We start from the raw sequence: 14,039 nt of genomic DNA, 5'->3' as shown, positions 1-14,039 counted from the left end.
GGGGCATCGGAAGGACACCGCCGTTGGAACTGTCGATCGTGGAACTCGCGACCGTGGCGCCCGGCACCAGCGAGAAGGAGGGGTTGGCCGACGCCCTCGAAACGGCCCGCCACGCTGACGCGCTGGGCTTCCACCGGATCTGGTTCGCCGAGCACCACCTGACGCCGATGGGTGCCTCGCACCATCCCGAGCTGCTCATGGCCGCCGCGGCGACACAGACGTCCGGGATCCGGGTGGGCTCCGGTGCGGTGCTGTTGAACCACTACAGCCCTTTCAAGATCGCCGAGATGTTCAAGCAACTGGAGGCGCTCTTTCCCGGCCGGGTCGACCTCGGTATGGGGCGCGCCACAGCGGGCAAGACGATCGACCTGGCGCTGCGCCAGGATCGGCAGAACCCCGCCCAGCCGGACCATCCGCAGCAGGTCGCCGAGGTTCTGGCGTGGTTGTACGGCACGTTTCCCGCCGGCCACGCGTTCGCGGGCAATCCGATGATGCCCTCGGTCCCGGAGGTGCCGCAGACCTGGCTGCTGGGGTCCAGTGTCGGCGGGTCGAACCTCGCCGCGGGGCTCGGCATCGGCTACACGTTCTCCGGGTTCATCAACCCCGCTGGCGCGGTGGAAGCCATGCGCAACTACCGGGAACGGTTCCAGCCCAAAGGACACCGCCTGGCGTCCCCTCGCTCCATCCTCGCCGTCAACATCACGGTGGCCGACACGCACGACGAGGCGCGAAGGCTGGTTGGTTCGGCGAGGGCGTTCACGAAACGGGTCCGTGCCGGCGACTTCTCCGCTCTGGTGCCGTCGCCGGACGATGCAGCGGGGGAGCTGCCCCCAACAGAGAAGGAGCGGCCAACATCCATCGTCGACGGGGAATGGCCGATGTTCGTCGCCGGCAACCCCACCGAGGTCCGCGCCACCTTGGACCAGATGGTCAGCGAGAGCCGCGCCGACGAACTCATGGTGTACAACCTCATCGCTGACCCGGGGGATCGACGCAGGTCGCACGAACTTCTCGCGGAGATGTTCGAACTCGCGCCGCGGTCGGCACCGGCGCCCGCCCTTTCGAAGACACACGCCTGATCGGAACTGGCACCGCGGCGCGGTTCCCGGCTGGGAGACGTGAGAGAAGGTAAGGCCCTCACATCTGTGGGGCCAGGTCACTGGCGGTTGGCGGCCGCGGTGGCCCGGCCGTGGGACCTACGGTCAGGAGGCGGAGTAGACGGCCTCGTTGCCGCAGGTTATACCGCCCGGCGTGGACACGGTGGTACTCGTGACCTCGGTCGCGGTGTCGTCGATGTCGACGACCTCGAAGTTGTCGGCCTGGAAGTCGTTGAGCTCCTGAGAAAGCACGCTAATCCTCCGCAATTAATCGGAGACGAACATTTGCAATGGGAAGACTATTAGCAGGGTCCCCGCAACGGCAAGGGATTCCCTGTGGCAATTTGCTCGTTCCGGCTATCCCGTTCCGGCGAGGGATTCCGCGAACGTACGCCGCAGCAGATACGAAAGGTACGCTTCGTCCTCGCCGCTCGCACCGATCCTGTTGTTCGTCATGTGCAGGAAACTGCCGAGCAACAACAAAGTCGCCCGCTGGGACGTCACCGCACCCTCATTGTCGAAAACCAGGTCGCCGCGTTCGGCGGCGTCGCCGATCGCCGCGCGAAGCTCCACGGCGTGGCGCGCCCACGGTCCCAGCGCGCCCCCCAACCCGTCGGGGTCGCCGGACACCACCGCCGCGTGGATGTCGGCGATCCGGCCGTGCAACGACGGGAGCATGGAGGCGTAGGCGTCGGCGTACCCGTCGGGCTCGGTGGCGCCGTCCTCCCGCCACATGGCGCCGTAACGTTCCATAAACGACGCGGCCTCCACTGGCTCCGGCACCAGGGCGGAACACAGTGCGGCCATGAACTGCACCGCGGAACCGAGCATGACCGTTCGCACGTGCATATTCGCGCGTTGAAGCAGGTCCACAACGGCGGCACTGGAATGGTGGAAGTGCCACTCCACCAGCTCCACGCCGCCGGGCCCGCCGTAACGATCCGCCTCGAAGTCATATCCCATATAGGCGAAACTGTTGTTAGGACGCACCGGCATACCACCGTCGCCATAGTGCTCCGCCCATTGCCGTTCGGAGTACTCCCGCAGGAACAACTTTTTGACCAGGCCGGAATCGAAGCCCTCGGCCGGGTCGCGGAGTGCGGGGCGCCGCCGCAGGAACTCACCGAGCGCCTCCTCGGTTCGCGACCGCACGACCTGGGCCTGGCCGGAATCCACCACGCGCATGCGGAGTCGCAGGTGCCGGCCCTCCAGCCAGTGCCGCACGAAGAAGAACCCGGTGATCACCTTCTCCTCGTACAGCTGCCGCACCAACGGCGCGACACACTGCGACAGCAGCACGGTCAGGTCGTCCGCGTAGTACACGTGCACCGCGATCCAACCGTCGCCGGAGACCCCGGGAGCCGGCTGTTCGGTGACGTTCAGCGGTGTCTCCATAACTGGTCTCACCTTCTCCTGGTCGCGGAGCGCCCGGACGCGCCGGGCGCACTCGGGCGGATGTCCAGCTCCACGCCCATTTCGGTCACGTGCCGGCCCTCCGGGGTCCGCAACCAGAGCTGCTCGGTGTCGGGCAGCATCTCGGTGAGAACAACGGTGTCCCCGACCGTGTCGAGCACGTTCTCCAACTGGCACAGCGAGTGGTAGCTGTCGAAGTCGACGTACTGCGGCTTGCGCACCGCCGCGACCCGCGGCCCGCCGCGCCTGCCGGCCGTGGGGCGCGTATCGGGCGCGACGAACACCCGCCGGGGCAGGCCGCGCGCGTCAGACCACCGGGTCCATTCCAGGAACCAGCGCGCGTCGGGAACCCGCCCCCGCTTCCCCGGGCGGGGCAGGTCGTCGGGGTGGACCTTCCACTTCCGGCGTTGCAGGACCAGGTTGCGGTAGCTGATGCGGGGCCGCCGCTGCGCGCCGCCCTCGCGCGGCGGCGCGGACACGCCGTTCCACAGGTCCAGCCCGGCGATGCTGGCGTGCGAGAACGCCAGCAACACCTGGTGCAGCTCGGGAAGCGCCGTCGGCATGAGGAATCCGAGGTAGACCGGCACCACCCAGGTGCCGAGGCGCCGCGACCACAGGCGCAGCCGCCCGCTGTCCTCGTCGTCGTGGACGACGAGGTCGTCCACGAGGATGCGCCGCTCGGCCGGCCGGTGGCTGACGTCGCCGGGGCACACCAGCTCGTAGGGCAGCACCGGCGGGTGCAGGCCCAGGTTGGTCATGGTGTGCCCGCCGGACAGCTCGGCGAACACCGCTCCGTCGGGTGTCGCGTCAGCCAGATGCGTCCGGATGTCCGAGGCCAGCGTGTCCTCGCCCGCCTCCGCCAGGCCGTGCACGAACCGCGACAGGGGGACGGTCAGGCCGGTGTAGATCCAGCTCACCGCCGCCCGCTCGGCCTCGGCATCCACCTGCACGAAGTAGGTGTGCGGGGACAGCTCGGCCCGGTCGCCCGGCAGGAGGCCGGCCACCTCCGACACGACGTCGTCGTCAAGGCACAGCTCCGTCGCGGATTCCGGTAGGTCCCGGTACCGGGCGTCGACGAGCTCGGCGAGCCGCTTTCGGGCGGTGTCGAGGGCGTCCAGCTCCGGCTGCCGAAGCGGGTTGCTCTGCGGTCGGTACTCCGCGCCGTCCGGCCCGTCGACGAAGCGTCCCGACGCCGGGCTCTCGGCGAGAAACCGGCCGAAGCAGTCATCGTGGAACTCCTGGGCGAAACCCACCAGGTCGGCGCACGCGCCGCCCGCGCCATGACGAAGCCGGAAGAACTCCCGGGCCACCAGGCGTTTAGGCAGCCGGGAGTCGAACACCGGCAGCAGTTCGGAGAGCCCGCGCAGCCCGGGCAGCATCCGCTGCTCCCAGCGTTCCCGGTCGGCCCACGCCGCCAGGTCGCCCACGGTCGCGTCCTCGTAGATCGCGGTCGCCGGTGTCCGCGGAGGCGTCTGGCCTAGCTCGTCCTGGGCCGCGTCCAGCTCCTGGCGGACCGCGCGCTCGGTGTCGCGCCGCCGCGCGATGTCGGCGCTCGGGAAGTCGGAGACGTGCCGGCCTACGCGTTCCAGCCGCCGCGCGAGGGAGTCGGACCACGAGTGGCCCAGCGAGGCGATGTCGGCGCGCAGTCGCTCCACCGGGTCCGGATGGTGCGGGTCGGTCCGCAGCACCGGGATCACCAGCAGTCCGTAGTCCAGCATCTGCCCGAGGTAGCGCTCGACCACGGGCAGCGGGCGGTTGCGCGGGTCGGCGTCACTGAGGCGTACGGCCAGCTCCCCGAGCGGGATCGGCGCCTCCTTCTCGGCGACGGCCAGCAGGTCGTCGAGGAACGGCCCGCGGTTGAGGTGGTACTCGCGCTCATGCAGGATCCCCGGGGTGACCAGCGCATCGTCGTGACCGCGGTCGAGGGTGCGACGCAGGTAGCGCACCCGGTCCCGCTCGACCCGCCAGCCGACGGTCAGCTCGACGGGCAGGTCCGCGCGCAGCGTCGGGTCGGCCACGACGGCCTCCGCGAGACGCGCGACCGCGACCAGGTTCAGCCGAGCGTGTCCGCGCGGCCGGACCGGGCGCGCCCCCGCCGTGTCGCTGCCGACCAGTGCCGGACCCCCGTCCCGGAACCGCCCCAGGGCCACCGGCGTCAACGTGCTGAACGGGCTGGTCTTGCACGCGGCCCGGAAGGCGTACGACAGCAGTGAACGCTCGACCTTGTGCGCGCGCCTGCCGCCCGGGTCGGCGACGTAGCTGTCGAGCTGCCGGTCGAGCAGCGGCGCTCCCAGCTGGATACCCGCGCGCAGCCGCGGGTCGTCAGCCAGCTGCCGCAGGTGCTGGACCGCCTCCGCTCGCTCCTCGGCCAGCACGTCGTCGCCCCGGGACAGCGCGGCCTCGTGGGCGTCGCGGTGGGACAGCCAGGTCGCGACCGCCACCCGATCAGAGCGCCCCAGCAGGTCCGCCAGTTCACCGGCGCGCGCCGGGTCGCGCGGCATGCGGCCGTTGTGCACGTCCCGGCGCAGCGCCAACAACTCGCGCCGCAGGCCGGGGTCGTTGGTCGCGCCGACGGCCTCGCCGAGCGCGTCGCGGGCAGGGCCGGCCTGCTCGGCCAGCGCCGATTCCGATCGCAGGACCTCGCGGGCCCAGGCGAGTGTGCGGGAGGAGCGCAGCCGTTCGACCGCCGTCACGGGAAGTCCGCCCACCCTCAGCAGGAAGAACGGTGCGAGTAGTGACTCGGTTCCGCGGTCGCCGTCACGCGCCGCCCAGGTGTGTCGGCGGGGTTCCATCGAACTGGGGTCCTCCTCCTCGCGATGGTGGCGGGCCGTCATCCGAAACGGTCCGTGACGTCGGCCTGAACGGCCCGTTCGTGGCCGATCATCAGCAACAGGTAGGGCCGCTCCTGGGTCTCGGCGACCCCCAGCCGCTCGGCGAAGGCGATGTTGTCCAGTCCCAACGCGACGCCGCAGCCGACGCCTAGCGCGGCCGAGACCAGGTAGGCCGACTGGGCGACCGCGCCGACCTCGGCGTTTACGGCCCGGTAGGCCCGCGCCCCGACCGTCTCGACCGCCGCCTGCGTTCGCGCCAGCACGACGAGAACGGCGGCGACCTGTTCCAGGTTGTAGTTGTCGAGCACGTAGTGCTGCTGCAGGAAGGGGTTGACCGGGTTTCCCGGGACCGGAACCAGCGCGTGCCGCCCCGCGGAGTAGAGGTAGGCTCCGCTGCCAACCCCTGCGACGTGGTTGGCGAATACCGCCAGGCGGGTCAGGGGCGGCTCCCCGTCGGCACCGCGGAAGTCCGCGGGAATGTGCCGGCCGTGACCGCAGGTGGCCAGGATCGTGGCGAGGTCCGCCGCCGCGAGGGGCGGCTCCGCCGCCTGCAGGCCGAAGCTGGACCGGCGGGCTCGGAGCACGTCGCGCAGGTCGGTGCGCAGTGCGTCGCTGTCGGGGTCTGGCAGCGCGACCTCGCCGTCACCAACCGGGTCGCCGACCGCCGCCGCGGCGAAGTCGCTTTCCCCGGGGCGTTCGGTGGCCCGCTCCAGGGTCGAGCGGTGCACCTCCTCCAGCCACGGGAACCGGGTCACCGTGCGGGACCGCTCGGCCGGCCGCCGGGACACCCGCGCGGTGTCGGCGGTGAGCTCCGCCGCTGACCCCCCTGGCGGGCCGGGCAGCGGCACCACGGCAAGGGCGCTCTCGACCATCGGGTCCAGGCCGAGTAGGTCGTCCAGCGCCACCTCGTCGAACCAGAACGCCGTACGCAGCGCCACGCCCGCGGCACGGGCCCACAGCACCCAGGTGTACAACAGTGCGCCCACGTCCATGGTCACGCAGTGGTAGGAGAAGTTGTTGTACTTGAACGCGTTCTTCCAGAACCGCACGGTGACCAGCAAGAACTGCTCACCGGTTGCGGAACCGGGTGGGTCGCCCAGGGCCGCGCGCACCCGCGGCGCCACGTTGCCAGCGAGCAGGGGGCGCAGCGCGTGGTGCGGTGCCGCGTAGTGGTAGACGCCGGGCCGCACGTCCCCGCCGGGGCCCACCACCCAGTAGATCTCGCACGGGTACAGGCCCCCGCCCGCTGCCGCGCCGCGGAACCAGTGGGCGTGGCGGAAGCTCCCCTGCACGTCGTCGTCGTGGTTACCGTTCACCCGGACCTTGCGCCCCAGGACGCCGTAGGAGTCCCGCAGCATCCCCGCGAGGGACCGCAGCGGCAACGGCGCTTCGGGGGGCGTCGCGTCCGGCTGCCACAGGGTGTCGGCGAGGGTGCCCCCGGGCGCCGTGCCATCGACGGGCAACGGGAGCCGGTCCACGCCGGGATAGACCTTGTGCCGCCACGGCTGGTCGGCCCAGTCGATCCGGAAGCCCGGCGGATCCATCGAGTGCCGCGTCCGGTGCAGGACCGCCCGCAGGTACTCGCTGACTGCGCTCGCGCTCGTGGTCATCGCTCCCTCACATGAACGGGTGCGGAACCAGGTGCAACTCCGACGGGTCGAGGTCGGTCTCGCGCCAGCCCGCACGGCGGAACGCGGTCCGCATGCGGGGCATGTACGGCGCCCGCTGTTTGTCCCAGCCGAAGTCGATGGGCAGCATGCCCGGAACGGTAACAGCGGCCGTGCGTGTGCCGAACGCCGCCTGTTCCGGGCTGGTCTGGTCCACCACCACCATGTCGAAACCCGCCTCAGCCAGCCGGTCCCGGCAGAACCGGACGTCGTCGGTGAGGTCGGGGGTGCGGGGGCGGATGTGGTGCTCCCACTCGCCGAAGACCTCGCTCATGGCGCTCCGCTCGCCGCCGCCCAGCAGCATGTCGGTGTGCCCGGCCATCTCCGGGAGCCCGTAGAGGGCGGGGTGGTCGTAGATGTCGACGACACGGCTGTAGTCGCGCGTCATCGGTTCGAGTCGTTCGCGCTTGCGGGCGGTGCGGTCCGGGAAGTCCGCGATGTAGGTGGCGACCTCCCGCACGGCCGACTTCACGGCTTCCTCGGGGTCGAAGCTGGCCGCCGCGGACAGGCACCGCGCGCCGAGACCGTCGCCGCCCGGCCGGCGCCGTGCCATCGCGGTGACGACCGGGAAGGGCAGGTCGATCCGGGTGTCGAGCAGGTGGATGTCGTAGCCCAGCAGCCACATGCGGTCGATCAGCGCCCGGGTGGCGGGGTCGCGCACCGTCGCGGGGTCGATCTGGGGCAGGGCGGCGCCGCCGAACCAGGCGAGCAGGAACGCGTCGCGTTCGATGACCTCCAGCGCGCCGTGCAGGATCGCCTCCTCCAGGCAGCCGCCGCTGGCGCAGCCGTTCGACGACTCCTGCGCGAAGTTCGGGTAGTTCCGGCTCAGCAGGTAGTACACACACTGTTCCGGAACCAGTACCGGCTGGTCGTCGCGCAGGGAGTGCCCCCACACCCACGGGATGGACAGATCGGGCGTGTACCGCGTGAAGTGCGCCGGCGCGGTGGCGTAGAACTCGTCGCTGTGGACGCCGCTCACCAGCGGGTCCACCGACGGCGCCGACAGGTTGGCGTGGCTGTCGACGACCGCTGTCGCGGTGCCACCCCGAATCAGGCCCGAGTACCGTTCCAGGCCCTCACACGCCGCCAGCAGGGTACTGTCCGCGTAGCTGTCGGCGTGCCCGTTCCAGAAGAAGTTGAGCAGCCGGGGGTTGCCGCGGACCGCGAGATGTCCGGACACGGTGGCGGTGGTCGTGGTGGACAGCTTCGCGTCGGCCCGCTTGCCCAGCATCCCGCAGGCGGGGTTGGCGATGGCGTCCAGCGCCAGGTCGTGCTCGTGCACCGACCGTACGCGGTCGCTGTCGGGATCGGGCTTCATCCGCGACGACAGGCCGGGGAAGGCCGGTCGGGTGTCGTCGCCAGCGGGTCCGCAGACCGGGCAGGTGGAGTCGGCGACGATCGGGTGCCGCCGCAGGTGAAGGGTGTCCAACTGCAGTTCGTAGACGTAGCGGAACCCGTGCCTGGTGCGTTCGGCCGAGCGGCCTTCGGGCTCGGCCAGCGCCCGGACCAGCTGGTACAGCTCTTCCAGCGCGAACGGTGTCAGGTGCGGCATCGGCGCCACCGCGCCCATCCGCTCACCGCGAAGCTCCAGAACATCGCGGCGCAGGTCCTGGCGCAGCTTCTGCCAGCGCATCGCGACGCAGTGGAAGCACGGCGCGCGCGAGCCGTCGGCCGGCCCGAGAGGGCCGACGATCGCGGCGTGATCGTACAACTGGACGGGAATCACCAGGCCCGCCGCGGGTGGTTCCGGCGCGGCGTAGACGAGGTCGCGTTCGCCGAGCACGCGCACCAGTGGCGCGACCCCGCCCGAATCGCCGCCGCGCCCGGTCAGGTACCGCTCGACACGTCGCCGGCTCTCCTCCAGCGGCGTCGCCGGCTCGGCCGCAGTGGACATGCGAACCTCCAGGGCTAGGGCACGAACAGGACACGTACGGTGCGGAATCCGGCCCCGTGGAGGTCCATCGGGGTGGTCTCGACGACGAGGGCGTCGTGCCCGGCCGCGCGCACGCCCGCCACCAGTCCCTCTTCGGTGGTGTCCGGACGGGGCCCCGCGGGCGCGCACGCGACGGCCCGCGGGTCGAAGCCGGCGAGCAGAACGTTGCCCAGATCGGGCCCTTCGGCGCCGCCGGGGTCGCCCGCGCCGAGCTGCAGAAGCCCCAGTAGATCCCGCAGTGCCGCCAGAACGGCGGCGTCCCGAGACAGCCCGCTGCCGGTCGCCCACGCGCCGGTGCCCGCGTGCCGGGCCAGCACGGCGTGGGCGGGCTCGGCCGCGGGGAGATCCAGCAACGCCGTCTCACCCTCGAACCGGCCCAGCGCGCGCAGCAGGAACGCGATGGCCGTGCCGGTGGTGGCGTCGCCGTCGCCGCCCTCGAACTGGGCGACCGCGATGGTTCCGCATTGCTGCCCGGCGGCCGCCGCGCCCAGGCCCCGATGGGTGAGGGCCGACAGCAGCCCCGCGAGCCGCGCTTCGGCGAGGGTCTCGCCGCATCCGCCGCCGGCCGCGGTGCGCTCGACCACCATGGCGCCGTTGAGCTCCGAGTACGGGTAGACCGCGGCGGCGGGCACGGCCCGCTCATCCCCGCTGACCAGCGAGGTGGCGGGCAGCCACGGGCCGGCTGCGGTGTCGTCGGGCAGACCGGTCCGGGTCGCCAGCCGCCCGGCGGGGACGGGTTCGGTGGTGGGCTCGGGTGTGGCGGGAAGCGCGTGGCCGGTCCGCACGGCGTCGACATAGCACAGGGCAGCCGCGGAGAACGCGCGCACCCGCGCGCCGAGTGTGGTGTACAGGTCGAAGGCCGTGATGTCGCGCGCGCCGTTCTCCAGCCGCGCCGGCGCTCCGAACCGCACGCGACCGACCCGCAATGGCGACTGCGGGAGCGGGTCGTCGGCGTAGCCGTGGAGCACTCCGGCGTGCCGGCCGAACAGCGGCGCCTGTCGCGCCTGCCGGCGTTCCTCCTCGGTGGCGTCCTCCGCGGCATCTGGCGCGGGCGCGGCGGGCGGGGCCAGCGCCCCGCACCGGGGGCACGCGGGGTGGGGGTGCACCGGGGTGCGCGTGGTCTCCAGGGTGTCGAGATCCTGTATGAGGAGCGCACCGTCGGTCTCCGCCGGGTTCGCGCCGGTGCGCAACCGGAACACGTCGAAGGCGAGGGCGTTGCCCAGCATCCGGCCTACCGGCTCCTCGATGGTGGCCGCGCTCGCGGGCAGGCCCGGCAGCGCGCTCTCGCGCCACATATCGGCCGCGAGCTCCGGCGGAAGGTTGGCGCCCAGCCGCAGCCGCGCGCAGGTCCAGCAGGGCGCGGCACCCGGCCTGACCATCGGGCCGAGCACGGCGTACCGGCCGACCAGCATTATCGGCAGCACGACGGGGCCGTCGCCGGCCTCGATGCGGGGCAGGACCGCGGCAGCGTCCGATGTGACGACGGTCACTTCGAAGGCGCGCGGGTCGTACCCGTCGAGCGATCCCGATCCGGCCGGGTCGACCACCCGGACGTTCGCGTCCGGCAGTCCGTTGCGGCGCAGGCTCGCGGCGGTCGCCGGGCCGATGGCGGACCCGCCGAGGATGAGTACCCGGGTGTCGAGGAAGTCGGCGAACCGGTTGGCCGCGTCGTCGACGTAGTGCTCGACGTAGTTCACCAGCGGGGCGAACTCGTCCAGGGTCTCCCGCGGCAGCCGCGGTTCCTGGCCCGCGGCCTGGTCACGGACGAAACCGCGGTCGATCAGGGTCCGCAGGAGCCGGATGACCGCCGTGCGGTTGGCCTCGGTCAGCCCGTCGCACAGTTCGGCGACCGTGCTGCGCCCGTCCAGGTACGGCAGGATCGAACTGACCAGCCGGTAGGTGGTGGGGCCCGTCAGGGCGAACTGGGTGTCCGAACAGTGCAGGTACACACCCCGGTTTGTCTGCGCGTACATCACGTCGTGCCGTGCCCGAGGCCGGACACCCAGCATCGACGCTTCGTCGGCCGTCGGCACGGTCGTCTGGAACTTCCCCACGCATGCCCCCAGTGGCGCGGCTGTGTAAGAACCGGCGCGATACCGCCGCGCCGGGTTGAGCGCGGCACATTCTGCCAGCCGCGTCAGCCGGCGTCACCACGCGCCGGATCGCCGCGTACAGCGGCGGTCCGGACCACGCGCGATGGTCGTCTACGCTACTCGCGCCTGATGTGTACCGCCCGGTGCGGCACGTGGCCAAATGGGGTGACCGATCCAATGGCGACCGACGGATCCTGGCCTCCCCGGGGGATGCCGCGGCTTTGGGCGATGGCCGACCTCGTCACGCCCATGGCGATCCGCGTCGCCCCGGCCCCGAGCCGGCCTCAGCTCTCGGCCAGGTCCGCGAGCTTGGCGGTCGTGGTCCAGTTGCGTGCCGTACCGCCCAGATGCCGTTGGACGGCAAGGGGAAGCCGGGCCTCGCGGATGCCCTGCGGGCACCACAGGTACAGCTCGCGTTCGCCGACCCGCATCTCCTCGGAGGGGCGGGCCTCAGCGGTAACCCTGGCCAGCTGTTCCGGTTCCGGGGCCCGGGGCAGGAACACCACGAGGAACCGGGCCGGGTCGCCCACGTCGAGCGGGTTGGCCGCAACGACCGCGCGAAGCTCCGGTGCGGTCCGCACCGTCACGTCCACCGTTAGGCCCAGCTCACTGGCGAGACGCTGCTGGATCTCGGAGGCGAGCTGCGCGGTGGGCCGCCCGGGTGCGCTGAAGACGGCGTTGCCGCTTTGCAGGAGCGTGCGAACCTCCTGGTACCCGAGCCCCTCCAGGAGCTCGCGAAGCCGGGCCATTGCCACCCGGTTGTGCTTGCCGACGTTGACACCGCGAAGCAGCGCCACGTACCGCGCCATTTCCCCACCTCCCATGCGCCGCGCTGCGGGCTCGCTGGCTTGGAGTAAGACATCTTTCCAATGGCCTGCGACAATTCACCCATGTGCCCTGCCGGCGACGACCGATCGCTGCGGATCAAGCTCGGCCGTGAGGAGCTGGTCATCCGGCAGCGCTACGAGGTCGTCAGCATCGCCAACGACATCCTCATCGCCGTGTGGTTCACCATCGGAAGCGTCATGTTCTTCTCGCCGGAATGGACCACCCTAGGCACCTGGTTCTTCCTGCTCGGCAGCGTGCAACTGCTCATCCGCCCCGCCATCCGGCTGTCGCGGCACCTGCATCTGCGGCGCGTGCGCGGCATGGCGCCGGGCACCACCGGCCAGTCCGGCCAGGAGTTCTGAGGCCGGGAGGACCCGGCCCGCGTAGCGGACCGGGGCGTGCGCACGGGCGACGCGGCCGCCCCGAGAGTCACGGCGCCGCACGGCTGGTGCAGTGTCGGACGGGCCGATCGCCGTCGGGACTCAGGGCAGGAGCAGGGTCTTGCCGACGACGTCCCGGGCCTCGATCGCGGCGTGGGCCTCGGCGGCCTTCTCCAGCGGGAAGGTCTGGCCGATGACGGGCCTGATCCGTCCTTCGGCCGCCGCGTGCAGCGCCTGCTCGGGCAGCCGGCGCTCATCGGCCGGAGTCCACTCCAGATCCAGGATCGAGATGACCCGCACCTCGTCCGCGCCGGCCTCTTGCGCGCTGACCGCGGTGAACCCGCCGGAGGGGGAACCGAATGCGACGAACCGGCCGCCGCGCCCAGCCAGCCCGAACGAGGAACGCCCGACCTCGCCGCCGACACCGTCGAGCACCACGTCCATTCCCGCTCCCCCGGCCGCCTCGCGGAGCCGGTCGGTCCAGCCCGGCCGCGCGTAGTCCACGGTGACCGCGGCCCCCAGTTCGCGGGCCAGCTCCAGCTTGCGGGGATCGCCGGCACCGGCGAACACCCGCGCGCCGGCCGCGTGGGCGAGCTGCACCAGCAGGCAGCCCAGGCCGCCGCCGGCGGGGGTGACCAGCACGCGTTCGCCCGGCCGCACCCGGGCGGCCTCGGCCAGCAGCATGGCGGTCAGGCCGTCGTTGACCAGAGCGGCCGCCTCGCGCAGCCCGAGGGCCTCCGGAACGGGGATCATGGCTTCCTCGGCGACCACGGCGTGCTCGGCGTATCCCCCGGTCGGTGTGGTCCGCGCGGCGGCCTGGGCGATGGTCTCGACCTGGGGTCGCGGACCGCCAGTGCCGGACTTGACGGCGACGCGGCGGCCCACCCAGGCGGCGTCAACGCCGGGCCCAACCGAGCTCACCTCTCCGGCGATCCCCGCGCCCGGCACGTACGGCGGGCGCACGCCCCACGGTCCGGCTGAGCCGCGCCGGATCACGATGTCGAGGAACAGGGTGTCGGCCGCGGCCACCCGCACCACGGCCTGGCCCGGTCCGGCGACCCGGTCCGGCGCCTGGCCGGGTTCCAGCACCTCGCTCCCCCCGAAACGCGTTGCGCGCACGACCCGCATAGCTACCCGCCTTCCTGCCCTCTCTCAGACATCCGAACGCGGAAACTATAACAGTAGGACTGATAATCAGTACAAGAGTTATTCAGCTCGGCTGCTAACCTTCGGCCATGGCCAGTGGGTATCCGCCGTCGATGCTCAGCCGCGTCAGCTTCGTCCTGGGCAAACTCCACCTGCGCTGCCTTGAGCGCGAGTCCGGCGAGCTCGGCGCGCTCGGCATCGACGTCAAGCAGCACGCGGTACTGAGCGTGCTCGCCGATGAAGGCCCCATGACCCAGCAGGAACTGGGTCAGCGCCTCGGGATCGACCGGACCACGATCGTCACCGTCGTCGACGGCCTCGACCGGGCCGGGCTGCTCGAACGGCGCCGCAGTCCCACCGACCGGCGCGCCCACCTGCTCACCCTGACCCCGGCTGGAAGGCACACCCAACAGCAGGGCCAGCACCGCGTCGCCGACGCCGAACGCGCGCTACTCGGAACGCTGGACGAGACCGAACGCCGCACCCTCATCGACCTGCTCTCCCGGGCGCTGGACGGCCGCTGAACACCGCCGCCGTCCGCGGTGGCCCGAACCTCAGACCCCGTGTACTGATCGGCGCCGCCCGTGCGGCGCCCGGGAGAGCGGGACCGCCATTCATCCACCCATCGCCGTATGGACTGCAGGCAATATG

Annotated in this window: 11 protein-coding genes; 3 read left to right on the top strand and 8 right to left on the bottom strand. The window is 71.8% G+C overall.

Translation table 11 applies throughout. The features are described 5' to 3' along the window. Positions 1–23 precede the first annotated feature (23 nt). Entirely contained in the window at positions 24–1,079 is a 1,056-nt protein-coding gene (locus tag F4561_RS12665; RefSeq protein ID WP_184578477.1) for an MsnO8 family LLM class oxidoreductase, read from the top strand. A gap of 123 nt (positions 1,080–1,202) precedes the next feature. Here F4561_RS12665 and F4561_RS12660 read toward each other — a convergent pair whose 3' ends face one another. The 7 genes from F4561_RS12660 to F4561_RS12630 all read right to left on the bottom strand — a co-directional run bounded on the left by F4561_RS12660 (position 1,203) and on the right by F4561_RS12630 (position 11,843). Then, positions 1,203–1,349: a hypothetical protein gene (locus F4561_RS12660; protein WP_184578475.1), complete on the bottom strand. Its 147-nt coding sequence runs from the start codon at positions 1,347–1,349 to the stop codon at positions 1,203–1,205. 105 nt (positions 1,350–1,454) lie between these two features. Then, on the bottom strand, positions 1,455–2,492 hold the full coding sequence (locus tag F4561_RS12655; RefSeq protein WP_184578472.1) for a lantibiotic dehydratase C-terminal domain-containing protein: 1,038 nt from the start codon (positions 2,490–2,492) through the stop codon (positions 1,455–1,457). Positions 2,493–2,500: 8 nt separating this feature from the next. Next, a complete protein-coding gene (locus F4561_RS12650; RefSeq protein ID WP_184578469.1) occupies positions 2,501–5,302 on the bottom strand; it encodes a lantibiotic dehydratase in 2,802 nt (933 codons plus the stop codon). Positions 5,303–5,340: 38 nt separating this feature from the next. Next, the gene (locus tag F4561_RS12645) at positions 5,341–6,951 is read right to left on the bottom strand and encodes a SagB family peptide dehydrogenase (protein ID WP_184578466.1); all 1,611 of its coding nucleotides are present in this window, start codon (positions 6,949–6,951) and stop codon (positions 5,341–5,343) included. 7 nt (positions 6,952–6,958) lie between these two features. Beyond that, entirely contained in the window at positions 6,959–8,902 is a 1,944-nt protein-coding gene (locus tag F4561_RS12640; protein WP_184578463.1) for a TOMM precursor leader peptide-binding protein, read from the bottom strand. Positions 8,903–8,916: 14 nt separating this feature from the next. Further along, a complete protein-coding gene (locus tag F4561_RS12635; RefSeq protein ID WP_184578460.1) occupies positions 8,917–10,995 on the bottom strand; it encodes a TOMM precursor leader peptide-binding protein in 2,079 nt (692 codons plus the stop codon). A gap of 323 nt (positions 10,996–11,318) precedes the next feature. Beyond that, complete coding sequence (locus tag F4561_RS12630; protein ID WP_184578457.1) at positions 11,319–11,843, bottom strand: DUF1697 domain-containing protein; 525 nt, start codon at positions 11,841–11,843, stop codon at positions 11,319–11,321. An 81-nt stretch (positions 11,844–11,924) separates the two neighbouring features. Here F4561_RS12630 and F4561_RS12625 point away from each other — a divergent pair, with 81 nt between their 5' ends. After that, positions 11,925–12,224, top strand: coding sequence for a YrhK family protein (locus tag F4561_RS12625; RefSeq protein WP_184578454.1), 300 nt, complete (start codon positions 11,925–11,927; stop codon positions 12,222–12,224). A gap of 120 nt (positions 12,225–12,344) precedes the next feature. On the opposite strand, the gene F4561_RS12620 is transcribed toward F4561_RS12625, so the two are convergent. Next, complete coding sequence (locus F4561_RS12620; protein ID WP_184578451.1) at positions 12,345–13,370, bottom strand: zinc-binding dehydrogenase; 1,026 nt, start codon at positions 13,368–13,370, stop codon at positions 12,345–12,347. 107 nt (positions 13,371–13,477) lie between these two features. Here F4561_RS12620 and F4561_RS12615 point away from each other — a divergent pair, with 107 nt between their 5' ends. Then, positions 13,478–13,912, top strand: coding sequence for a MarR family winged helix-turn-helix transcriptional regulator (locus tag F4561_RS12615; RefSeq protein WP_184578448.1), 435 nt, complete (start codon positions 13,478–13,480; stop codon positions 13,910–13,912). The last annotated feature ends 127 nt before the right edge of the window (positions 13,913–14,039 follow it).

This window comes from Lipingzhangella halophila, assembly GCF_014203805.1.
In the GTDB taxonomy this organism is placed as follows: Bacteria; Actinomycetota; Actinomycetes; order Streptosporangiales; family Streptosporangiaceae; genus Lipingzhangella; species Lipingzhangella halophila.
This window is presented reverse-complemented; position numbering and strand designations above follow the sequence as displayed.